Here is a 23,795-nt window from a genome sequence, read left to right on the forward strand (position 1 = left end):
CGCTGTCTGCTTTTCCTTGCAGGCGCGTGTAAATGCTATCTCTGAATACGGTGCTTTTGATGATGCTATCCCTGGTAGATCTTCCTGTTATTTGGATGATGCTGTCGCGGATGCGGCCACGGGATAGGGAGTCAAGTACAACGGTACTGGTGCTGTCCCTGAATCCTTTGCTGTTGATACCTATTTTGAAGTGCTTAAATACGCTGCTGTCAGATTTGGCGAGTGCATTGCCGTTTAGATCATATAGATCAATGAATCCGCGTTTACCCACGCTGTCTGCTTTTCCTTGCAGTCTGGTATAAATGCTGTCTCTGAATACGGTGCTTTTGATGAGACTGTCTCTGGTTGTTCTTCCTGTTATCTGAATGATGCTATCGCGGATACGGCCGGCAGAAAGGGAATCGAGTACTACAGTACTGGTGCTGTCCCTGAACCCTTTGCTGTTGATGCCAATTTTGAAGTGTTTAAATACGCTGCTGTCAGATTTGCTCAATGCATTACCGTTAACATCATATAGGTCAATGAATCCACGTTTACCCACGCTGTCTGCTTTTCCTTGCAGCCTGGTATAAATGCTGTCTCTGAATACGGTGCTTTTGATAAGGCTATCTCTTGTTGTTCTTCCTGTTATTTGGATAATGCTGTCCCTGATGCGGCCACGGGATAGGGAGTCAAGTACAACGGTACTGGTGCTGTCCCTGAACCCTTTGCTGTTGATACCAATTTTGAAGTGTTTAAATACGCTGCTGTCAGATTTGCTCAATGCATTACCGTTAACATCATATAGGTCAATGAATCCACGTTTACCCACGCTGTCTGCTTTCCCTTGCAGCCTGGTATAAATGCTATCTCTGAATACGGTGCTTTTGATGATGCTGTCTCTGGTAGATCTACCCGTGATTTGAATGATACTATCGCGGATACGGCCAGTAGAAAGGGAATCGAGTACTACAGTGCTGGTGCTGTCCCTGAACCCTTTGCTGTTAATGCCGATTTTGAAGTGCTTAAATACGCTGCTGTCAGATTTGGCGAGTGCATTACCGTTGAGATCATATAGATCAATGAATCCGCGTTTACCCACGCTGTCTGCTTTTCCTTGCAGCCTGGTATAAATGCTATCTCTGAATACGGTGCTTTTGATGATGCTGTCTCTTGTTGTTCTACCTGTTATCTGAATGATACTGTCACGGATACGACCAGTAGAAAGGGAATCGAGTACTACAGTGCTGGCGCTGTCCCTGAACCCTTTGCTGTTGATACCTATTTTGAAGTGTTTAAATACGCTGCTGTCAGATTTGCTCAATGCATTACCGTTAACATCATATAGGTCAATGAATCCACGTTTACCCACGCTGTCCGCTTTTCCTTGCAGCCTGGTATAAATGCTATCTCTGAATACGGTGCTTTTGATGATGCTATCTCTTGTTGTTCTTCCTGTTATCTGGATGATACTGTCACGGATACGGCCGGCAGAAAGGGAATCGAGCACTACAGTGCTGGTGCTGTCCCTGAATCCTTTGCTGTTGATACCAATTTTGAAGTGCTTAAATACGCTGCTGTCAGCTTTGCTCAGTGCATTACCATTTAGATCATATAGATCAATGAATCCGCGTTTACCCACGCTGTCTGCTTTCCCTTGCAGCCTGGTATAAATGCTGTCTCTGAATACGGTGCTTTTGATAAGGCTATCTCTTGTTGTTCTACCTGTTATCTGAATGATGCTGTCACGGATACGGCCAGCAGAAAGGGAATCGAGTACTACAGTGCTGGTGCTGTCCCTGAACCCTTTGCTGTTAATGCCGATTTTGAAGTGCTTGAATACGCTGCTGTCAGATTTGCTCAGTGCATTACCATTAACATCATATAGATCAATGAATCCACGTTTACCCACGCTGTCTGCTTTTCCTTGCAGCCTGGTGTAAATGCTATCTCTGAATACGGTGCTTTTGATAAGGCTATCTCTTGTTGTTCTACCTGTTATCTGAATGATGCTGTCACGGATGCGGCCAGTAGAAAGGGAATCGAGTACTACCGTGCTGGTGCTGTCCCTGAACCCTTTGCTGTTGATGCCAATTTTGAAGTGTTTAAATACGCTGCTGTCAGATTTGCTCAGTGCATTACCATTTAGATCATATAGGTCAATGAATCCACGTTTACCCACGCTGTCTGCTTTTCCTTGCAGGCGCGTGTAAATGCTATCTCTGAATACGGTGCTTTTGATGATGCTATCCCTGGTAGATCTACCGGTGATCTGGATGATACTGTCGCGGATGCGGCCACGGGATAGGGAGTCAAGTACAACGGTACTGGTGCTGTCCCTGAACCCTTTGCTGTTGATGCCAATTTTGAAGTGTTTAAATACGCTGCTGTCAGCTTTGCTCAGTGCATTACCATGGACATCATATAGGTCAATGAATCCACGTTTACCCACGCTGTCTGCTTTCCCTTGCAGCCTGGTATAAATGCTATCTCTGAATACAGTGCTTTTGATGATGCTGTCTCTGGTAGATCTACCCGTGATTTGAATAATACTGTCCCGGATGCGGCCACGGGATAGGGAGTCAAGTACAACGATGCTGGTGCTGTCCCTGAACCCTTTGCTGTTGATACCAATTTTGAAGTGCTTAAATACGCTGCTGTCAGATTTGCTCAATGCATTACCGTTGAGATCATATAGATCAATAAATCCGCGTTTACCCACGCTGTCTGCTTTCCCTTGCAGCCTGGTATAAATGCTATCTCTGAATACGGTGCTTTTGATGATGCTGTCTCTTGTTGTTCTACCTGTTATCTGAATGATGCTGTCACGGATACGGCCGGCAGAAAGGGAATCGAGTACTACCGTGCTGGTGCTGTCCCTGAACCCTTTGCTGTTAATGCCAATTTTGAAGTGCTTAAATACGCTGCTGTCAGCTTTGCTCAGTGCATTACCGTTGAGATCATATAGATCAATGAATCCGCGTTTACCTACACTATCCGCTTTTCCTTGCAGGCGCGTATAAATGCTATCTCTGAATACGGTGCTTTTGATGATGCTATCCCTGGTAGATCTTCCGGTTATCTGAATGATACTGTCCCTGATGCGGCCACGGGATAGGGAGTCAAGTACAACTGTACTGGTGCTGTCCCTGAACCCTTTGCTGTTGATACCAATTTTGAAGTGCTTAAATACGCTGCTGTCAGCTTTGCTCAGTGCATTACCATTAAGATCATATAGGTCAATGAATCCGCGTTTACCCACGCTGTCTGCTTTTCCTTGCAGCCTGGTATAAATGCTGTCTCTGAATACGGTGCTTTTGATAAGGCTATCTCTTGTTGTTCTACCTGTTATCTGAATGATGCTATCGCGGATGCGGCCAGCAGAAAGGGAGTCGAGTACTACAGTGCTGGTGCTGTCCCTGAACCCTTTGCTGTTAATGCCAATTTTGAAGTGCTTAAATACGCTGCTGTCAGCTTTGCTCAGTGCATTACCATTAACATCATATAGATCAATGAATCCGCGTTTACCCACGCTGTCTGCTTTCCCTTGCAGCCTGGTGTAAATGCTGTCTCTGAATACGGTGCTTTTGATGATGCTGTCTCTTGTTGTTCTACCTGTTATCTGAATGATGCTATCGCGGATACGGCCGGCAGAAAGGGAATCGAGTATTACCGTACTGGTGCTGTCCCTGAAACCTTTGCTGTTGATACCAATTTTGAAGTGCTTAAATACGCTGCTGTCAGATTTGGCGAGTGCATTACCGTTAAGATCATATAGGTCAATGAATCCACGTTTACCCACGCTGTCCGCTTTTCCTTGCAGCCTGGTATAAATGCTATCTCTGAATACGGTGCTTTTGATGATGCTGTCCCTGGTAGATCTTCCGGTGATTTGAATGATACTATCGCGGATGAGGCCACGGGATAGGGAGTCCAGTACAACGGTACTGGTGCTGTCCCTGAACCCTTTGCTGTTGATACCAATTTTGAAGTGCTTAAATACGCTGCTGTCAGCTTTGCTCAGTGCATTACCGTTTAGATCATATAGATCAATGAATCCGCGTTTACCCACGCTGTCTGCTTTCCCTTGCAGCCTGGTATAAATGCTATCTCTGAATACGGTGCTTTTGATGATGCTGTCTCTGGTAGACCTTCCGGTAATTTGAATAATACTGTCCCGGATGCGGCCACGGGATAGAGAGTCCAGTACAACGATGCTGGTGCTGTCCCTGAATCCTTTACTGTTAATACCGATTTTGAAATGCTTTAATACACTGCTGTCTGCCTTTGCCAACGTATTGCCGTTACCGTCATACAGATCAATAAATCCGCGCCGGCCCACACTATCCGCTTTGATGGATTTACCACGTATGATACTGATAACCGTATCCCTGAAAGTGGTGTCCGTCAGTAACGCCTGCATATTGATATCCAGCCATACCGGTTTCAATACACTGCTGTCGCCCCCTGCCACCAGTAACTTGTTGGTACGGGAACGCATAGCAGCGCCGGAGTTTCTTATCAGATTAATAATGGAATCTCTCAATACTTTGTTATTGATAATCTCTGTTACAAAATCACCGCCAATGAATACCCACCGGGCAGTAATTCCTGCATCAGTGGCAGCTCTCCAGTAATAAAACCCACTGCCGTTACCACCCCTGACATTGGCGGCCGTATTGAAAATCAACAGGCCATTTGCCGGGGCAACACTTACAGGGTACGGGTCTGAAACATCCCGCAATGCTACCCGCGGTACCAGTATACCTTTGTCAGCGGCGGTTACATCCAGCGCGGCGGCAGGGTGGGGGCTATTGGTGCCTATGCCCACCTGTGCCCCGGCGATCAGGGTGAATAATAAAAGAAAGGTCAGTAGTGTGTATAATTTCAATTTCATATCGTTGATCTTTATCCGGTAAATCAATGTTCTGTTTGGCTTCCCGCGCATTCCAGCAGGATGTCTGTACCATTTTTTACGATGCTGAATTCAGTTCGTCTGTTCTGCTGATGCAGACTTTCAGGGCAGGGCACCTGATCGGCACAGTTGTTCTTCAATCTGGTTTCCCCGAAATATTCCCTTCTGAGCCTGCTGCCGGCTATACCTGCCTGCTCCAGCCATCCGGCTACGGCGGCAGAGCGCTGTGCAGACAACCGGTTATTGTAGCGGGTGCTCGCCCTGGAATCCGTGTAGGAGCGTATAATGAGCGTCAGGGTGCTATCCTGCCGGAGCAAGACTGATAAACGTTGCAGCGTAGGTAACGCATCTTCCCTGATCTGGTAACTGTCCAGATGGAAATAGATGTCCGGTACGGTATATTGTTTTTTCAGGGAGTCGCAATGCCGGCGCCATCCGGAAGCCGCTTCCGGAAATGGTTCCAGCTGTATGTCGTAATGAATGATGCTGTCGTTCGTAATGCCTTTAGTACTGAATGGAATCACCTGTTTTTTCATTCCGTCGGCAGCTACCCATACCTCATAATCTGTGGAGGGTTGCAGCTGCCAGCTGAAATTGCCGGTATGCGTGGTGAGGGTATCCTGTTGCCGGTCGGTGCTGCGCAAGGAGATCGTGACACCGGCCTGCCGTAAACCGGTGATACGGTTAAATACGCTGCCGGTTAACTGCAGTGATAATTGCCGCCAGCGGAATCGCAGCAGATCATCATCGCCATACCTGTTGGAACTGAAGAACCCATGAAACCCGGTGGCATCCTGCGTACACCAGATACCAAAATCGTCTCTGGAGGTATTCAGCGGATAGCCCGGGTTGACGGCTTCTCCCGTGATTATGTTGTTTACCAGCGCTATGCGGTAAATGTCGAGCCCGCCCAAACCCGTGCGTCCATTGGACGAAAAGAAAAGATGCTGCTGATTGTCTGCATAGGGAAATACCTCATCTCCGGCAGTGTTAACCGCCGGACCGGCATTCACCGGCGCGCTCCAGCTGCCATCTGTTTGTCTGGTAACATAATAAATATCTTTCCCGCCAAATCCGCCGGGCATATCTGAAGCAAAGTATAAGGTATGGCCGTCCGGGGTAAGCGCCGGATGCGCGGCCGAATACCTGCCGCTGTTAAACGGAAGCTCCGTAATCTGTATCCAGCCGCCATTGCGGTAAACGGCCCGGTAGATCTTCAGGCGGTTCAGCCCCAGGGAATCTTTCCTGAAACTGCCTCCTGTAAAATTATTCCTGGTAAAATATACAGTGTCAAAAAGCGGTGAGAACGTTACCGGGCCTTCATTGTAACGGGTGGCTATATTTTTTCCGAAGATATTGACGCCGTTATTCCAGTTCAGGCGATGTATACCTTTCCAGCCTGCTGTACGGATGCTGTAAATGCCGGTGGTGCGGCTGTCATTGCTGGTGGGCCTGGTATCGTCATCGTTTACAATATAGCGGTACAGCAGGTCTGTACCCCGGCTGGTATCTAATGTTCGTATATCCCTGTACGTGATAATGCCGGTATCTGGCACCATCCGCAACTGCAGAAACGGCCGTTCATTATGCAGGTCCACTCTTTTCACGGCAGTAGGCAGCTGCTGGTTGGTGACATACACCAGGTTGCGGCCGTACATGCAGGGGGAAAACTCATCCAGCGCTGAATTGACAGACAAATAATCTATCTGCCAGCAGGCGGAATCACGGAACAGCCGGTCCGGCGGCTGAAAATTATAGTGACCGGAAGAGGTGGTCCGGCGCTGATAGGCCCGCAGACAGCTATCTGCTTTTTCATATTGTTCATTGCCGGATAATGCCTGTGCATACAGTAACAGCCAGGAGGAAGGCGCCTGATTGAAATCTGTTTTTTCAAACCAATGCAGCGCTTCCCGGTAATATTTCAGCTCCTGCGCTACCAGCGCCAGCTGCCGGATGGTATACTGATTGCCGGGTTCCCTGGCATTAGCCTGCAGATAATAGCGCATAGCCTCCGGTAATCTGATGGCTGCATAGGCCTTGTCCGCCCTGCCGAGCAGGCGGGAGGCCGTCTGTGCGCGGGCATTGATACACAACAGCAGCAGGGATGTTGCAAGGATGATATAGCATTTCATAGTTTTCAGTATGGATTAAAAATAGCGGGGTGATAATACCTTGCCTTTCTCAAAGCCGAATTCGTATCGTATCATGACTTCGTGTGAACCACGGTTATAGGCTGCCAGCGATTTGTTGGAAATGTCATAGGAATATCCCAGCCTGAACTGAGGCGTACATTGTATCTCTGTAAGTATAGCTCCGCTTTTATCTGTGCGGAAGGAGCCACCCACACTGATGACATCTTTCAGCCATACCTGCGTGTTGATATCTGCCTGTATCGGTGCGCCCTTCACATATTTGACGAGGAAGGAAGGTTTCAGTTTTATATCATTGCCCATATCGAAAACATACCCGGCCATCAGGAACATATGTTCGAACTTCTGGGCAATCAACTCCGAAGAATACAGGTATACATCTTTTCTGAGATAACTTTTGATGATATTGGGAGCGGAAAAGCCTGCATAGAATTTATCTGTACTGTAAAATACACCGGCGCCGAAAGTAGGCAGAAAGGAATTGATATTATTGGCAAAGGCAGGATCATTCTGGTCTTTCAGGCTTACCCCCGCCAGATTGGCTTTGTAATTTGTAACACCTCCCTGCAGCCCTATCGCCAGCGTACCGCCGCCGGTAAACCGGATACGGTAATTATACACTCCATAGAAACCGGTTGATTTTGTTACGCCTATCTCATCGTTGAAGGCGATGAACCCCAGTCCCAGCTTATTATTCCAGGTAGGCATATCTGCGGAAAATGTAGTGGTTTTAGGAGCGCCTTTCATGCCCACCCACTGATTACGGTGCATGGCAGTCAGACTCAACACATTGCGGCTGCCTGCATAGGCGGGATTCACTGCCAGCGTATTGAACATGTACTGTGAGAACATGGCATCCTGCTGGGCGCAGACAACCATTGTTTTCAGCAGTGGCAGCAACAGCAGGAGGGATAACCGGAGAAACAAAAATAACTTGTCGGGTAGAATTTTACACTTCATATCGGATACACATTAAGGTGAACACTGAGAGCATGGAATTCCCTGTCCGCGCAGGGGGACGCAGAGCAGGCAACAAGTTTTCAATAAATGGTCAATACTTTATGGAGTCATTGCTGTATACAGGCCAGGGGCCTTCGCTGAATAGTCAGCAGGCAATGTGATCATAAGCAGGGAGGGACCAGGGACAAACGGCACACCTTTCCTTAATTCAGATAAACCTGGTGACTGTCAGCCACCAGGTGTTACCGGATATAAAGAAAGGATATGGGCAGAATTGGTTAACTACGGGAACTGCATTGACAATACATCCTAAAGAGGCGTAATACAGATGAAGTCCGGTAAGCAATAGCAATACTGATATTAAGTAACTGTTTGAAGGAAATGGGGTGAATGAAAGAGAAGATTTTTTAGAAGAAAATTTCTGTCAGCCTTTCCCTTTTGAAGGAAGATATAGTGCAAATCATCTGCAGCAGATGATTTGCGGGGATTGTTATTTTTTTATAAATCCGGATTAAAATCGTTTATCCGTTCTGGTTATGCCATAAGCGAACGCTGCCTTTATTGGCCGGTACGGGATTTCAGTCTGCGAAGGTCATCTTCCGTTGGTATGCACAGGGAGGCAGACAGGAATGGATTATCCCTGCACGCCGCGAATGCTGCGGCAATCTCCTGTTCTTCCGGTGTAAGTGTAACACCCTGACCGCCACTCTCCAGGTAGGCTATGACCGCACTCCAGTTAATCTGGTTTGTTTCAGAAGTTTTCAATATAAAGATTGGTTTTGGTGAAATGTTATTTGAGGATTCTGCAAATTACAAATTAATAATCAAGATTTTCCCGCAGAATTTTATATGCCAGTTTCAGGTGTGTTTTAACAGTGTTCTTACTCAGACTTAATTTATCTGCAATTTCTGCATATTTGAGTTTGCCGAATTGGTGCATAATCAGAATACGCTTCCGCTGTTCGGGTAATTCATTGATGGCCTCAAAAAGACGGCTGATGCGGAACTCCTGCTCCTGCAGGGCAGTGCCGGTATCAAAGCTGTTGTCAGCTTCCTCTCCGGCGATAGCCGAATTATTCTCTTCCCTGATTTTGGTATGCCTCATATGAGATACGGCAATATTCAGCACAGCCCGCGACGCATAGGATTTAAAAGATCCTTCAATCTGGAGCCGGTCCCGGTTGGTCCAGAAATAAACAAAAAAATCCTGTACCAGGTCACGGGCAACATCCATGTCTTTGGTGACTTTTACCGCACAATAGCATAACCAGTTGTAGTGTTCTCTGAAGTGATTGTCAAATTCCTCACTGTCCAGCTTATTTTGATCCGCTGCCATAGTTTAGTTAACGTTCATGCACTTCCCCGCCTGCAATAGCATAACAGGGAAATCCCGGGTTTAGATAATAGTATATCATAGCTACGCCAGCGCTCTGCATCAGCGTGGGTAAACAATAAATAGTTTCAGTGGAAACAATCCTGAAGTCAACAAGTTCAGTAAATAAATGATCCCCCTTTTGGCAGTATACGCCAGCCAGCAGCGAAATAAAGTTCACTGTGTAAAAACATCCATTCTGTCAATAGTTTAATTCTCAAACATTGGTCAGGCCTTACGATTAACAACAATGCATCCGGCTGTTTCCCCCTTTTGGCCGGCAATATAATATAATCCGGGAATATGCATCGTGCTTACTCCACTTTTATTTATTAACGTCCCTGTATTCACCAGCCCCCTATTATATCAGGTGTGTATTTTGTTAATCACTTGTGAAAAGTAAATATAAATGTGTTGTAACATGCAGTGGATGGCTATTCCGCCGGAGGTCAGTCATCCTTACATAAGTTTTTAAGCAGGTATAAATGTAATGTATATACGGAGTTGAGTGCGGAAATCCGGTTATCGGTATCAACAAAAAAGGCATGTAAACACAACGTTTACATGCCTTTGGTTTATTATGAAAAATATTGCAGGATATTCATTTACTGGCCATACTTGAAAGTAACCCTGGCCGCGGTTTCTATATACCCGTTATCTTTAAAACAGGCCACATAGTAATTCCCGGCGGGCTTGTCTGCCGGCAGGGTCAGCGTCATGGTACCGGCAGTAGCTCCGTTGGTATATTTCCAGGCATCTGCATATTGGGCCCCCGGTGTTTTGCCGCTCTGATAAATACCGATCCAGGCATTGGTGTTGGCAGAGCTGTTGGTAAAACTGATGCTTACCGTTTCTCCCTTTGCATACTGCTTTTTATTGGTGCTGATAGTGGCTGTAACCGTGGTTTTGAGAGAAAAAACCGTCATCAGTGCTTTATGATCTGAAGGCCAGGTACCTACCGGTTCACTGAATTTATCCATGGTGTTTTCAGGCGTAAGCACGTGTCTTACAATAGAAGATTTAGGCCCGACGATATACCCATCTGTTACAGACAGGCCGGCATCCCTGGAGCTGAAGATATAGTCGATCCTGTCCCGCTCATCAGCTTTGGGCGCCCAGTCGCTTTGGTAAACCCAGGTGAACCCGGGATAATTTACCTCATCCGGATAAAGCAGCCGGTAGGTGTCATCGAAGCCGGCATTGGCCAGGCTTGTAGTCGTGGTCCAGGGCATGATTACACCATGATGGTCAAACATGTTGCGGGTGGCGCGGGTCCAGTCCAGGTGGGAGGGCTCATTGAAATCGCCGCCTAGTATAACAATCCTGCCGGAATCTATATCTTTCCGTGCTGCTGTAATAAATGCTGCGATCTCTTCATCCCTGGTAGATGCCATGTTCATGTTATGGATGCGGATACTATCTGTCACCGGTGCAGATAATTCGCTCCAGTTAACCGGATCATACCCCCTTGGATAATAACACGCATAATGGGTGTAGTCCAGATGCCCGGAGTAAACGGCCACCTCCCGGCCATCGATAACGGCTATCAGCCTGGTAAATGAACTGCCGTATACCTGTTCATACCTTTTGATGGGGTATTTGCTGATAACGGAAGTATTCCTTCCCGGGCCGCCGAAGTAAGTCAGGTTTCTGGCCCTTAACTTATTCTCCATATTAGTATGGAAGTTAGCGGCATCCTGTGTTTCGGAGAATGTGACGAAATCCGGCTCTCTGGCCGCTATTTCGTCGGCTACCAGGTCAAGTTTGCCGTCCATCCAGGTGTTGAGCTGCAATACTTTAAAAGTAGTAGTCCTGACATTATCCGCCTGCAGCTCTGTGTGTGCCGGCGCCGTTTTTTTTGAGGTGATTCCCGTGTCCAGAACTTTGGAACAGGCAGATACTGAAAAGGTTACCATAACAGGAAGGGCTGCACGCAGTAACAGTTGCTTCATCGGGAAAAGGTGTTGGAAATGTGGGCTGTGCATAATGATTTTCAATTGAAAGGATGTTTTTGTTCACTGATAATATCAGCATATAAGTTAATGAAAGATTTTAAAAGTTTCCTGTTCGTTTTTACACAGTGGAATTTAAACCGCAGAGAGTTCAACTAAATTTATTGAAGAGAGCATTTTTTAACCATTAAATCTAAGCTTCAAAATGAGAAAAGTTTTACTCCTCGCAACAGCCATGTTGTGTAGTACCCTATCCTTTGCCCAGGATTACTGGAGGCCACATACAGATGCCGCCAGAATTACCACCGACAAAGCCGTTGCCAGGCTTGCAGCTCCTACTGAATTCAAATTGTTTGACCTGAATCTGACTCCCTTCACAAGCGAAGCATTCAAAACGGTTGGCAGAGCAATCACGCGTTCAACAATTATCTCCCTGCCCAATGCTGACGGAGAATTGGAACAGTTTGAAATTTCAGAGGCATCCAATTTTGATCCTGCCTTGCAGGCGCGTTTCCCGGAAATAAGGGCGTTTTCGGGAAAAGGCATTACCGATCAACATGCCACCTTAAAGTTGAGTGTTTCTCCGCAGGGGATACAAACAACGGTTTTCAGGGCCGGAAAAGCGAATGAGTTTATTGAACCTTATTCTGCTGACCACAAGGTGTATATGGTCTTCAAAAAACACCCGAAGACCTTACCCTGGAAATGTTCTACGCCTGAACATAAGATGGCTGCTGATATCAGCAAACAGTTGCCCGACGTTACTGCCAGGTCAACCGGCGATTTGAAAATACTGCGGCTGGCGCAGTCAGTAACAGCAGAGTACTCCAATTATTTCGGCGCTACCAGCGCATCACAGGTATCACTGGTACTTGCCGCCGTGAATGCCACCCTTACCCGTTGTAATGGTATTTACGAAAGAGATCTGGCTATCCATCTGAATCTCGTTTCCGGCAACACCAATGTATTTTATTACAATCCCTCCACCGATCCGTATTCTGCCGCCAGCTCCGGCGCAGGTGGTGCGTGGAACAGCGAGTTGCAGAACACGTTGAATTCTGTTATCGGCGCTGCCAACTATGATATAGGTCACCTCTTCGGCGCATCCGGCGGCGGCGGTAACGCAGGATGTATCGGTTGTATCTGTGTCGATAATTCAAAAGGAAGCGGATTTACTTCCCCGGCAGATAATATTCCCCAGGGAGATAATTTCGATATCGATTATGTAGTACATGAAGTAGGCCACCAGCTGGGCGCCAACCATACTTTCTCCATGAGCAATGAAGGCACCGGCGTGAATGTGGAACCCGGATCCGGTATTACCATTATGGGTTATGCCGGTATTACCAGCCAGGATCTTGCCCCGCATTCCATTGATATGTATCATGCTGCATCTATAGCACAGATCCAGGCTAATCTGGCTGGCAAAACCTGCCCGGTAACGATCAACATATCTGCCAATAACGCTACTCCGGTTGCCAATGCCGGCGGTAATTTTACTATCCCGATCAGTACACCGTTTGCGCTTACCGGCACTGCTACTGATGCCAATGCCAGCGATGTGCTGACATACACCTGGGAGCAGAATGATAATGCCACTTCAGCACAGACCGGCTCCGCCAGCGTGGCCAGTGCTACCAAAGCATCTGGTCCTAACTGGATTTCATACGCACCTGGCACTTCTCCTGTCAGATATTTCCCGAAACTGGCTACCATCCTTGCCGGTGGACTGATCTCCGGTCCGCTCCCCGGTGGCGATGCAGGCGCCAACACTGAAGCGCTGAGTTCCGTTTCAAGAACATTGCGCTTCCGCTTCACAGTAAGAGATAATGCTCCCTTCAGTGCAGTAGCACCTGTAAGCGTAGGCCAGACCAATTTCGCGGATATGACGGTAACTGTCAGCAATACATCCGGGCCTTTTGCAGTGACATCTCCCAACACCAATGTATCATGGGCAGGTAATTCTTCACAGAACATTACCTGGAATGTAGCCAACAGCACTACCGCGCCTGTCAGCTGCGCCAACGTGAAAATCTCCATTTCTACAGACGGTGGCACTACCTTCAGCACCCTGGTAGCCAGTACACCCAATGATGGCAGCGAAGCCGTAACCATTCCCAATACACCCACTACCACTGCCAGGATAAAGGTAGAAGCTGTAGGAAACATCTTCTTTGATATTTCCAATACCAACTTCACCATTACCTCCGGTTCCGGTTGTGCTGCTCCGGGTGGCTTAACAGCATCTGCTATCACCACCACTACTGCTACCATAGGCTGGACAGCTGCCAGCGGCGCTGTATCCTATGATGTGGATTATAAAGCCACTTCTTCTTCAGCATGGATCAACGTTGCTACTGCAACTACCGCTACGTCTGCGAACCTCACCGGCCTTACAACAGGAACTGTTTACGATTACAGGGTTAGAACCAATTGCGCCAGCGGCAGCAGCTCTTATTCCGCTGCGCAGTTTACAACTACCTCAACAGGCACCTGTAACGCACCAGCCGGCTTAAACAGTACAGGCGTAACTGCCAGCGGCGCCTCCGTTAGCTGGGGGGCTGTAAGCGGCGCCGTATCATACGACGTGGATTATAAAACCAATGCTTCCGGTACATGGACCAGTGCCGCCACCGGCACTACTGCCACCTCCGTTAATTTAAGCGGCCTGACATCAGCCACTTTATATGACTGGAGAGTAAGAACCAACTGCTCCGGCGGAAACAGCACCTATGCTACCGCACAATTCACTACCCTGACTTCTTCCGGTTGCGCCAACACCCTGGATAATGCTACCAATGGCACTACCGCCGGCGCCGCCACCATTCCGTTTAATACAGATGTTACCGGTCTTATCAACCCAAGCGGCGACGTAGATCACTATAAGTTTGTGATCACTACCCGTGGCACTATTACCATCACGCTGGGTACATTGCCTGGCGATTATGACCTGAAACTGCTGAACAGCGCAGGATCACAGGTTGCCATTTCGCAGGCCGCCGGTACCAGCAATGAAACCATCAGCAGAACCGTTGCTCCGGGTACCTATTATGCACAGGTATATGGTTACAGCGGCGCCAGCAGCGCTACTACCTGCTACACACTGCGTGTACAGCTAGGTACAGCCACCCGTGGCAATGATATCGCAGAAGAAAATGAAGAGAAATTTGCAGAAAAAGGAGAGAAAGTAGAAGTATTCCCGAACCCTGTTAACAACATCATGAACCTTAACCTGACAGGATTCAAAGGAAAAGCAGATGTAAGGCTGTTTGATACCAAAGGCCACCTGGTATTATTCCGCGAGGTGAGCATGGCTAACTCACAACTGGACATTTCTGCATTGCCTGCAGGTATTTATATTATGCGGGTGAAGAATGGCGTGCGAGAAGTATATGTGAAGAAGATCATTAAGCAATAAGGACAAAGAGAGAAGCCGATACAGTAAAGCCAGTGCCTTCCGGGGCGCTGGCTTTTTATTTGAAGACCGGCTGCCTGTAACTGGCCCATTCCCTTTTGTATAATCTGGCCCATATATCTCATCCACAGGTAGCCTACTTTTGAGTCGCAATCATGCAATAACAAAACCTTCAAATCATGGCAAAAGCAGTTTTTTATCATGCAGGATGTCCGGTATGCGTCAGCGCAGAGCAGGATCTCTTAACCCTGATCCCTGAAAGGGAAGTGGATGTTGTTCACCTGGGCAGTGACAGATCAAAGATTGAAACAGCGGAGAAAGCGGGCGTCAGATCTGTACCGGCCCTGGTTTTACCCAATGGTAATGTATTACACATTAACTTTGGGGCGTCCATTGCTGACCTGAAGTAAAATATACACCTGGTGGCAGCAGCTCATCAGGTGTAATTATTCATCTTTTTAAACCAGCCAACTGCATGACTGTTTATGATCTGATTATTAAGGATAAGGAACCTGTTCTGCTGGAACATGTTTTCCTGCACGAAGACAACCGCCGGTCCATAGAACTGCTGATAAAAGAACACTATTACGTGGAAGCGCTACAGCAGTATGGCTTGCCGGTCAACAATAAAGTACTGCTGCACGGCAGCTCCGGATGCGGTAAAACCACCACAGCCAAAGCCATTGCCCATGCCCTGGGGAAGCCCCTGTTTATTCTGAATCTCAGCAATATCATCTGTGCGCGTATCGGCGAAACTTCCCAGAACATAAAATCCGTATTTGATAAAGCCGGCCGGGATAACGCGGTATTGTTCCTCGATGAATTTGACCAGATAGGCAAAGCCCGTGAAAGCGATGACAGAGATGTGGGTGAAATGAGACGGCTGGTGAATACACTGATTCAGCTGATCGACTATTACCCGGAAAAGTCCCTGCTCATCTGCGCTACCAATCACGCGCACATCATCGACAAAGCACTGCTGCGCCGCTTTCAGCTGAACATACCGTTTGAAATGCCCGGAGCAGCAGAACTCAATAATTATTATGATACCCTGCTGGCCCGCTTTCCGGAGCATATGCGGCACATCCGGCGGAAGATGGATATTTCCTTCGCAGAAGCCAAAGATGATGTTTATACCCAGGTAAAGGCTGCATTGATAGCGCATCTGGAAGCGACCGCACAAAACACCACTATATGAGTGACGATGTGTTAAATAATATCAGAAAGATTAAAAGCAGGATAGAACAGGCATGTATCAGGAGCCACCGGAGCACAGACAGTGTAAAGCTGCTGCTGGCCACCAAAACCGTACCTGCTGAACGTATCAGCGTGGCCCTGCAGGCAGGCCATACGCTGATCGCCGAAAACAAAATACAGGAGCTGAAGGAGAAGTATGATGCATTAAAAGAGATACCTCACGAAAATCATTTCATCGGCCACCTGCAAACCAACAAAATCAGGGAACTGTTAAAATATAACGTCACCTGCCTGCAGTCGCTGGACCGGCGCGACCTGGCGGAAAAGCTCCATCAGCGACTGCTGACCGGAAACCAACAGCTGGATGTACTGATACAGGTGAACACCTCCGGGGAGGAAAGCAAATTCGGCGTCCTTCCGGAAGAAACGTTGCAGCTCGTGGAACAGGTATCGCAGCTGACTACCCTGAAAATAAAAGGACTGATGACCATCGGGCTGCTGAGTACCGATACAGGGAAAGTACGCCACTGCTTCCGGTTACTCAGCTCCCTGCGGCAACAGGTGATCGCCGCCGGGATCCCGGATGTGGATATGAAGGAGTTGTCTATGGGTATGAGCGGCGACCTGGAAATCGCCGTCGAAGAAGGCGCTACCATCGTGCGGGTAGGCACCGCCGTTTTCGGGCAACGGCCTACGCCCGACAGCTACTACTGGAACGAATCCGCGACCGTAAGCTAACTACCGACCTAAACGCTAAATCATAAGAAATGGTACAAATTGTAAAAGCAGGCATGGAACATCTCGACGAGTTCGCAGCATTATTCAACAGCTACCGGATTTTTTACCGCCAGCCTTCAGACCTGGAACGAAGCCGCGAATTCCTGCGGGAAAGAATTGCCAACGGAGAATCTGATACTTTCCTGGCCCTGGTAGATGGCAAAGCCGCCGGATTTGCACAGCTCTACCCGCTGTTTCACTACAAAAAACTGCAACGCCAGTGGCTACTGAGCGACCTGTTTGTAGACCCCGCCTACCGCGGCCGCGGCCTCTCCGTCATGATCATAGACAGATGTAAAGCCTTCTGCGATGAAACCGATGCCTGCGGACTCCTGCTGGAAACTGAAAAAACAAATGCCATCGGCAACCAACTATACCCCAGAACCGGCTTTGAGATAGACCAGGACCATAATTACTACAACTGGTGGAAGGCTTAAAAAGTAATTACGAATTACGAATTACAAATTACGAATGATGAATGGCGAGTGAGGAGCGAAGATTAAAGCGAAAAGATAATTCTTTATCTGCTTTAATCTTCGCTCCTCACTCGCCATTCATCATTCGTAATTCGTAATTACTTTTTATTATATTTATGGCACGCTAAATCGTTTCCGTTTTTCTTTTTACGTCACATCATTTAATTAAAAAAAGGTAGTATGAAAAAATTTTTCTTCGTCACGTTCGTGAGTGCTGTTTGTTTTCTGCAACGGGGATCCGCACAGGAACTGAAATCCGAATTCCTGCTTGACCTGGAGATAGATCTGAATCCGGCACAGCAGGTAGGTCAGGTACTGAAGGGTACACGAACCATTTATCCTTTCAAGGGAGGTGCTGTAAAAGGGGATAAGGTAAATGGTAAAATACTGGAATCCGGCGCAGACTGGGGCCTGGTGCTGGACTCCAATACCTTTAAGATAGATGTACGCGCCACCGTTAAAACAGATGATGATGCGCTTATCTACGTTACCTATTCCGGATTTAAACACTCAAATGGCAAAAGTGCTGCTCCCGCTGATGATTACTTCAGAACAGCTGTTTCCTTTGAAACCAATGCACCCAAATACGCCTGGCTGAATCATACCGTGGCAGTAGGAGTAGGCCGCCTCCCCGGCCCTGGTAAAGTTGCGTACCGGATTTATGCCATTAAGTAAAAAGCTGTCAGCAGCAATAACCTGTACCTGAAATAATAGTGTTTCCGAAAGCCTGGATCCGTTATTCCATCATTACCTTTCCCTCTCTTTTGTGGTTTAATATAGCATTGGCTGTATAACGCGGTTGTTCTCCTTGATTACCGTGAAAAACAGGTAGAAGCTCATCCCGGTAATCCAGGAAGCTCCATCTGGTAAATTAAATTTAAAAATCCCGTTTTGATGTGTACTTTCAGGCTTAAATAGCTTAACGGTCAGCATGAAGGCAGGAACATTTATACGCAGCACCTCATTACTGGATGATACCTTTTTTGAAAAAAGTATACTCTTCATCGCATCGTACAATGAACAGGGAGCGCTGGGATTTGTCATTAACCGGGAGTTTCTCCGTAAATTCAACGAGCTGGAAGAGTTCAGACACAGTGTGCCGTTTACGCTCTATGATGGTGGGCCTGTAGATAAGGAGCATCTTTATTTCGTTCACCGGCGGCCGGATCTGATACCTGATGGCGAACTGATAACGGACAATATTTACCTGGGAGGCGACTTTAAAGCAGCGGTGATGCATATGAATAACCACACCCTGTCAGCAAACGACATGAGAATATTTATCGGATATTGCGGCTGGGATTCGCAGGAGCTGGAAGCAGAAATAGCAGAAGGCAGCTGGACCATACTGGATGAAGGCCGGCTGTTCTAACAGGCCGGGCATCATTCCAGGGTTACAATATTATTTCTGATCGCATATAATACCAGGCCGGTGACATTGCGGGAGCCTGTTTTCTGCAATAGATTGTTCCGGTGGCCGTTCACCGTTTTTACACTGATATATAGCTCCTGGGCTATTTCCTCCGCGGTATACTGTCTGCACACCAGCTGTAGTATTTCTTCTTCTCTCCGGGTAATGGGTACATTGACCTGCCTGTTTTTCGATCTTTTAAACATCTTATGCTGCAAGGCTTTCAATGCGCGCTCATTGATATAGCTGCCCTTGTAATATACCGCTGTAATGGCTTCCTGTACTTCATGCGGAGTACTGTCCTTCACCAGATAGCCATGAGCACCGCTTTCAATAAGCTGGGTAATAAAATTATCATCATCATGAACAGATAAAATAAGAATTTTCATGTCGGGAAATGCAGCTGTCAGCGCCAGTGTTACATGCAGGCCGCTAAACTCCCGGTTGCCATCAGGCGGCAGGGAAAGGTCTACCAGCATTACATCCGGAACAACCGTGCCTCCGGATAATTTATCCAATACGGAATAACCGTCGGCAGCTTCAAATACCACTTCCATGTGCTGCCACGTACCAATGATGGCTTTCATACCTTCCCTGAAAAGGATCTGGTCTTCGACCAGACCGATATGTATATTTGTTTTCATACACTAACAAAATTTACTTCCTCACTTATATCTCCGCTCCTCATTCGAAACTCCTCATTCCCAATTCATCATCCGCAATTATCTCCGCTCCTCATTCGCAATTCGTAATTCGTAATTCGCAATTGTTTCAACCCATACCCGCAGTATCCTTTAAAGCCAACTGAATGGTGGCGAAGAAGCCACCGGTAGCGCTGTTCCCCATTTCAAATTTTCCGGCCAGCGCATTTACCCTTCCTTCAATACTTTTATGGCCCAGCCCTTTTCCGGTGATGTCGGCAGGAAGTCCTTTCCCGTCATCATTATACCGGCATATGAGATAAGGGCCGCGGCGGAGAAAATGTATTTTTATACATCCGGCATGGGCATGTTTCAGTGTATTATTAATCAGTTCCATCAGAATGCGGAACAGGCCCAGGTTTACAAGCCAGGGTAGTTCTTCTGTATAGCCGTTGCCGGACAGCTCAATTGTAATCTCACCGGTTTTGTTTATCTGTTCTGTAACAGATTCCAGCGTGGCAAGCAACCCGAAAGATTCCAGCTGCGGCGGCATGAGCTGGTGACTGATACTTCTGATGCTGGCCAGCGCGGTTTCAGACAGCCGGCGTACATTCAGCAGGCCATCCTGCAGGTGCCCGCTGCCGTTAGTGCTTTGCTGCTCCAGCACCATCAGGTGCATACGCATGATAGACAGCACAGCACCCAGTTCATCATGCAGGTCGTGCGCTATCCGCTTGCGTTCCTCTTCCTGCGCCTGGATATTTGAACGGAGCAGTTCATGCTGATAGATGTTCTTTAACGCTTCCTGTTTAAGTTTCTGAACCGAAAGATTTTTCTGGAAATGAAGATTCAGCAGTACCACGCCCGTACCGATGATGAATATCACAACGGCCAGCGGCAGCAATGCATCTAAAAAATTCAGTTCATTGATCGTTTCCATAAGCCAATAAGAAAGCAGGTGTACATAACAATGGAGAAAAAGGAATGAAATATCCAGGTATACAGATTGTGATCCCTGCTGAAGATACGGATGATGGCCGCGCCAAAGTAAAAGATCAGCATGCCGGAAGAATAATAAATGAAAAGGCCGGCATTGATCCAGTTAAGGCTTTTGATATGATGGCCGCTGGTGGCTTTCACAATATCACTCAGGAAAAATCTGAACGTGAATAGCGCCAGTATAACGATGAGTACCGACTCCACTGTTAAGGCATTGGAGTTGAAGGTATCAACCGGCTGGATGAAGATAGAGTTGACAGCGGTGAAAACCAGGAACAATATGGTTATCAGCCATATTATTCCTGCGTTGATGAACCCGCTGAGCAGTGTTTTATAGAACCATGCGAGGCAAACAAATCCTGCTGCCACATATATGTGCAGCAGCAGCATATTATTTTTACCGGCAAACCAGCATGCCAGGGAGGCGAACTGGATAACTCCGGACAGAAAAATAAACCAGGAAAATACCTGCAGCGGATGATCCAGTTTTTTATACTGTATGGCGGCAAATACCACTGCCAGCAGTATAGGCAGGTGGGATACTATGATTATAATTTCGGGGAAGCTCATCATGTTAACGGAATTGTAAGGGTGGTTCCGGGCAGGTTTTAGGACAGGGGGCATTTAGATCCAGCACATAGGTATTCAGCGAGGTAAGACGGGGAGTGTCAATACCAGCCGGCACCGGGTTGGCGTGTTTGTCCAGCAGCACATCCATGCCTGCCTGCCATTTTGAAGGATCGCTGCCTTTTAAACAGGCGCCATCTACAGGGGAGATGTATAACTTGAATCCCATCTTTTTCCGGTAACCTATATATACGCGGATATGTTTGAACCGGCAATCCGGAGAATCTGCCAGCTCCGGCGGCATACCCATGGCGGCCAGGAGGTCTACCGCGCGGATAGTATAACCTTTAACCGGTATTTCTTCTCCATGGGATTTACACAACTTTTCGTAGGCCGCCATATCTTCCTGCGCCACACTCCAGGAGGCCATCACGCGGTTAACGCTGTCTGTAGCCTGCCCGCAATCATTGGTGGTTATGGTGGCGGCAGGATTCGTTTTTTCAGGTGACGGGCGATTACATCCCATAGCCGCAACAATGATGAGCAGCAGTGCAAAAGGGAACAGGCGTTGTTTCATAAGTATTGTTTGAGGTGATTGGTGGTACAAGATATTACACGGACGCAAAATTAAACACATTTTATTTTCGGAAAACGGGTATAAATACCTGTATTGTTTTTCAAAACAGGTATTTATATCTGTTTTGAAAAACACTTATTTCTCCTCTTACCGGCGGGAAGAAATCAGCGCAACTTTGTGAAGACTGATGGACGAGGTAATCAGCCGGGAATGCCGAAAACCGTATAGAGTAGGCGATAAACAGTACAGACTAATACTTACGATTATGAATCTGGGATTAACATTACGCTGGGGATACAGCGCGCTGCAGTTTAACGGGAACTCATATGCCTATTTCCCATCGCAGCACCTGAACAACATGCAGTCCTTTACCCTGGAGGCAACGATTCTTACCGCCACTACTACAGGAACCATTTTAGATCAGGGAACCGCCGGTACCGGTATGATATTTAACCTGACCATTGTTAACGGCTATCTGCAGTTTACCGGCATCAACCATGAAAAGAAATACCTGCACCTGGCATCTCCGGTGGAGCTGTCACTGAATGAGTGGCACCAGGTGGCATGTACTTTTGACAGCGCAGGGAAGCAGCTCTCCCTTTACCAGGATGGTGTGCTGGTAGCCAGCATGGAGGTAACCGGAACACCTTATCCGTCGCTGCCGCTTCGTACGCTCATTGGCGTTACCGTCAGCGCACGCGATGGTCACTATGAAAATTATTTCAACGGGCAGATTTCACGTATTGCTATCTGGAAGTCCGCACGCAATATATTTGAAGCAATAGAAGATGCACTGGCACTTACCTACCCGAACCAGAAAAATACAGACCTGGTATTCTGGGCTGACTTTACAGAGATGCCTACAGATGACCGTTCCGGTAACTTAACGCCTATTGAATACAGTACCGAGCCCCCCAATTACCTCTACAGCGTTCCTTCAGTAAAAGTAACGGAGACGGGCGTTATCGACTGCGGCGTTTCTCCTGCATACAATTTTGACGGGAATAAACCCTATACCATTGAAGGCTGGTTTAATCCGTCTGCTACTACGCAGTACACTGTCATGCTGGCCTTTGAACAGCATCTGCAATGGCAGTACTTCATTCAGTACGATAAAGACAACAGCCGTATCATCGCAAAGCGAAATACAGATGGCGAAGCCATCGTTTCAAATGACCAGATTATTGAAGACCGCTTCTATCATTTTGCGGTCACCTATAACGGTGTCTCAAATATGATGAGCCTGTACATCAACGGGAACCTGCAGACCTCCGAGTACTTCCCGGGTAAGGCAGCCAGCCTGGACAACGGAAAGCTCAGCATCGGCGGCTCCGGGTATACCGGCTATTTTCAGCAGGTCCGTTTATGGAACGAATGCCTGGAGCAGGCGGAAATCCGCCAGTGGATGCTGAATGACGTTGTTACAGATCCGCGGCTGGTGGCTAATTTTGATTTCACCGTTACACCGCCGGCCGATTCCATGGGGCACCCTGTTCAGCTCCTCGATGGCACAGCAAATGCGCTGGCAACAACTGTCATCACCCTGGACCAGCGTAAGGCGCAGCTGGGAATTTCTATGCCCATCAACTCCAGCTATTTTAATGAGAAGGAAGAAAAACCGCTTCCTTATCCGCCAGGCGTAAAAACAGCCGCGCAGCCGGAACTTTTTTCACAGGAACATAAAGAGAAAACATATGCCGGCCTGGTCAGCCTTTTTAAACTGGAGGGAAAAAAGCAACATGATTTCAACGAGACATTTGAGAAAGCCTATGCGCTTGCTGAAAAGGAGTTCTCCGGAAATGCCGCACTGCAGAAAGTCGTTACCAGGACGGATGAAAACGGCAGAACGAAAATTATTTATCATGGTTTGCGTGGCGATGTACTTTTTTATGACCGGCCGGTGGGAGAAGTGTCCGACTGCACCATCTGGTGGATCACTTTTACTTTTACCATGACGGTCAGCTTCTTCGGCATATTCCTGCCCCTCCCGATTTTCTCTCCTTTTAATCAGGTGCCCACGAAGATTTTTAACATGATAGTTAAAAATGCGAAGCTGATAGCAAAAATTACCACTCTGGTAGGTACTACCATCAGCGTGGCATCTGCGCTGGATGTCATTACCGCCATACATCGCGAAAAAATACTCTGGCCCATTCTGAAGTTCGCTTTTATTGCGGCCGGCTGGTTTGGCCTCGCAGCACTGCTCGCCCGGATCATTACCCTGGTAACGGGTACCGTGGCAGCAGAAATCCTGGGAAAGTTCATTGTATGGGCAGCGCAATTAACAAAGCTCTCCCTGGAATACCATGGCGCATGCCCGCAGACGACTGAGAAGACGGCAGCTCAAACCGCCTAGCCACAGCGCTGTTCATCTCAGTAAGCAGTAAAGCCATCAGAAAAGTTTGAT

The 23,795-nt window shown here is 47.5% G+C and carries 18 protein-coding genes; 8 read left to right on the forward strand and 10 right to left on the reverse strand.

Features of this window, described 5'->3' with window-relative positions; genetic code table 11:
• From GWG06_RS26980 to GWG06_RS27005, 6 genes are all read right to left on the reverse strand, one after another.
• On the reverse strand, window positions 1-4,876 hold a 4,876-nt coding region (locus tag GWG06_RS26980; RefSeq protein WP_202183134.1), incomplete at its 3' end, for a hypothetical protein.
• 23 nt (window positions 4,877-4,899) lie between these two features.
• Complete coding sequence (locus GWG06_RS26985) at window positions 4,900-7,026, reverse strand: OmpA family protein (RefSeq protein ID WP_160717481.1); 2,127 nt, start codon at window positions 7,024-7,026, stop codon at window positions 4,900-4,902.
• 15 nt (window positions 7,027-7,041) lie between these two features.
• Window positions 7,042-8,004 carry a PorP/SprF family type IX secretion system membrane protein gene (locus GWG06_RS26990; protein WP_127043596.1) on the reverse strand — a complete coding sequence of 321 codons (963 nt, stop codon included), beginning with the start codon at window positions 8,002-8,004 and terminating at the stop codon, window positions 7,042-7,044.
• 558 nt (window positions 8,005-8,562) lie between these two features.
• Window positions 8,563-8,769, reverse strand: coding sequence for a hypothetical protein (locus tag GWG06_RS26995; RefSeq protein ID WP_160717483.1), 207 nt, complete (start codon window positions 8,767-8,769; stop codon window positions 8,563-8,565).
• 52 nt (window positions 8,770-8,821) lie between these two features.
• Complete coding sequence (locus GWG06_RS27000; protein WP_127043598.1) at window positions 8,822-9,340, reverse strand: RNA polymerase sigma-70 factor; 519 nt, start codon at window positions 9,338-9,340, stop codon at window positions 8,822-8,824.
• A gap of 641 nt (window positions 9,341-9,981) precedes the next feature.
• Window positions 9,982-11,328 carry an endonuclease/exonuclease/phosphatase family protein gene (locus GWG06_RS27005; protein WP_160717485.1) on the reverse strand — a complete coding sequence of 449 codons (1,347 nt, stop codon included), beginning with the start codon at window positions 11,326-11,328 and terminating at the stop codon, window positions 9,982-9,984.
• 205 nt (window positions 11,329-11,533) lie between these two features.
• On the opposite strand from GWG06_RS27005, the gene GWG06_RS27010 reads away from it, so the two are divergent.
• The 7 genes from GWG06_RS27010 to GWG06_RS27040 all read left to right on the forward strand — a co-directional run bounded on the left by GWG06_RS27010 (window position 11,534) and on the right by GWG06_RS27040 (window position 18,565).
• Window positions 11,534-14,746: a zinc-dependent metalloprotease gene (locus GWG06_RS27010; RefSeq protein WP_160717487.1), complete on the forward strand. Its 3,213-nt coding sequence runs from the start codon at window positions 11,534-11,536 to the stop codon at window positions 14,744-14,746.
• A gap of 176 nt (window positions 14,747-14,922) precedes the next feature.
• A complete protein-coding gene (locus GWG06_RS27015; protein ID WP_127043601.1) occupies window positions 14,923-15,153 on the forward strand; it encodes a thioredoxin domain-containing protein in 231 nt (76 codons plus the stop codon).
• A gap of 65 nt (window positions 15,154-15,218) precedes the next feature.
• Entirely contained in the window at window positions 15,219-15,941 is a 723-nt protein-coding gene (locus GWG06_RS27020; RefSeq protein ID WP_127043602.1) for an AAA family ATPase, read from the forward strand.
• Window positions 15,938-16,678, forward strand: a complete 741-nt coding sequence (locus GWG06_RS27025; RefSeq protein WP_160717489.1) for a YggS family pyridoxal phosphate-dependent enzyme — start codon at window positions 15,938-15,940, stop codon at window positions 16,676-16,678. The genes GWG06_RS27020 and GWG06_RS27025 overlap by 4 nt, the downstream gene beginning before the upstream one ends.
• A gap of 29 nt (window positions 16,679-16,707) precedes the next feature.
• The gene (locus tag GWG06_RS27030) at window positions 16,708-17,154 is read left to right on the forward strand and encodes a GNAT family N-acetyltransferase (protein ID WP_160717491.1); all 447 of its coding nucleotides are present in this window, start codon (window positions 16,708-16,710) and stop codon (window positions 17,152-17,154) included.
• A gap of 219 nt (window positions 17,155-17,373) precedes the next feature.
• Entirely contained in the window at window positions 17,374-17,868 is a 495-nt protein-coding gene (locus GWG06_RS27035) for a DUF3237 domain-containing protein (RefSeq protein ID WP_160717493.1), read from the forward strand.
• A 256-nt stretch (window positions 17,869-18,124) separates the two neighbouring features.
• Window positions 18,125-18,565: a YqgE/AlgH family protein gene (locus GWG06_RS27040; RefSeq protein ID WP_160717495.1), complete on the forward strand. Its 441-nt coding sequence runs from the start codon at window positions 18,125-18,127 to the stop codon at window positions 18,563-18,565.
• A gap of 11 nt (window positions 18,566-18,576) precedes the next feature.
• Here GWG06_RS27040 and GWG06_RS27045 read toward each other — a convergent pair whose 3' ends face one another.
• From GWG06_RS27045 to GWG06_RS27060, 4 genes are all read right to left on the reverse strand, one after another.
• The gene (locus GWG06_RS27045; protein WP_127040419.1) at window positions 18,577-19,248 is read right to left on the reverse strand and encodes a response regulator transcription factor; all 672 of its coding nucleotides are present in this window, start codon (window positions 19,246-19,248) and stop codon (window positions 18,577-18,579) included.
• Window positions 19,249-19,375: 127 nt separating this feature from the next.
• Complete coding sequence (locus tag GWG06_RS27050; protein ID WP_127040416.1) at window positions 19,376-20,185, reverse strand: sensor histidine kinase; 810 nt, start codon at window positions 20,183-20,185, stop codon at window positions 19,376-19,378.
• Window positions 20,164-20,817, reverse strand: a complete 654-nt coding sequence (locus tag GWG06_RS27055; RefSeq protein ID WP_160717497.1) for a hypothetical protein — start codon at window positions 20,815-20,817, stop codon at window positions 20,164-20,166. The genes GWG06_RS27050 and GWG06_RS27055 overlap by 22 nt, the downstream gene beginning before the upstream one ends.
• A gap of 1 nt (window position 20,818) precedes the next feature.
• Window positions 20,819-21,388, reverse strand: coding sequence for a hypothetical protein (locus tag GWG06_RS27060; protein WP_160717499.1), 570 nt, complete (start codon window positions 21,386-21,388; stop codon window positions 20,819-20,821).
• A 265-nt stretch (window positions 21,389-21,653) separates the two neighbouring features.
• On the opposite strand from GWG06_RS27060, the gene GWG06_RS27065 reads away from it, so the two are divergent.
• On the forward strand, window positions 21,654-23,744 hold the full coding sequence (locus GWG06_RS27065) for a LamG domain-containing protein (RefSeq protein ID WP_160717501.1): 2,091 nt from the start codon (window positions 21,654-21,656) through the stop codon (window positions 23,742-23,744).
• Window positions 23,745-23,795: the final 51 nt, after the last annotated feature.

It is taken from the genome of Chitinophaga solisilvae (genome assembly GCF_009928525.1).
In the GTDB taxonomy this organism is placed as follows: domain Bacteria; phylum Bacteroidota; class Bacteroidia; order Chitinophagales; family Chitinophagaceae; genus Chitinophaga; species Chitinophaga solisilvae.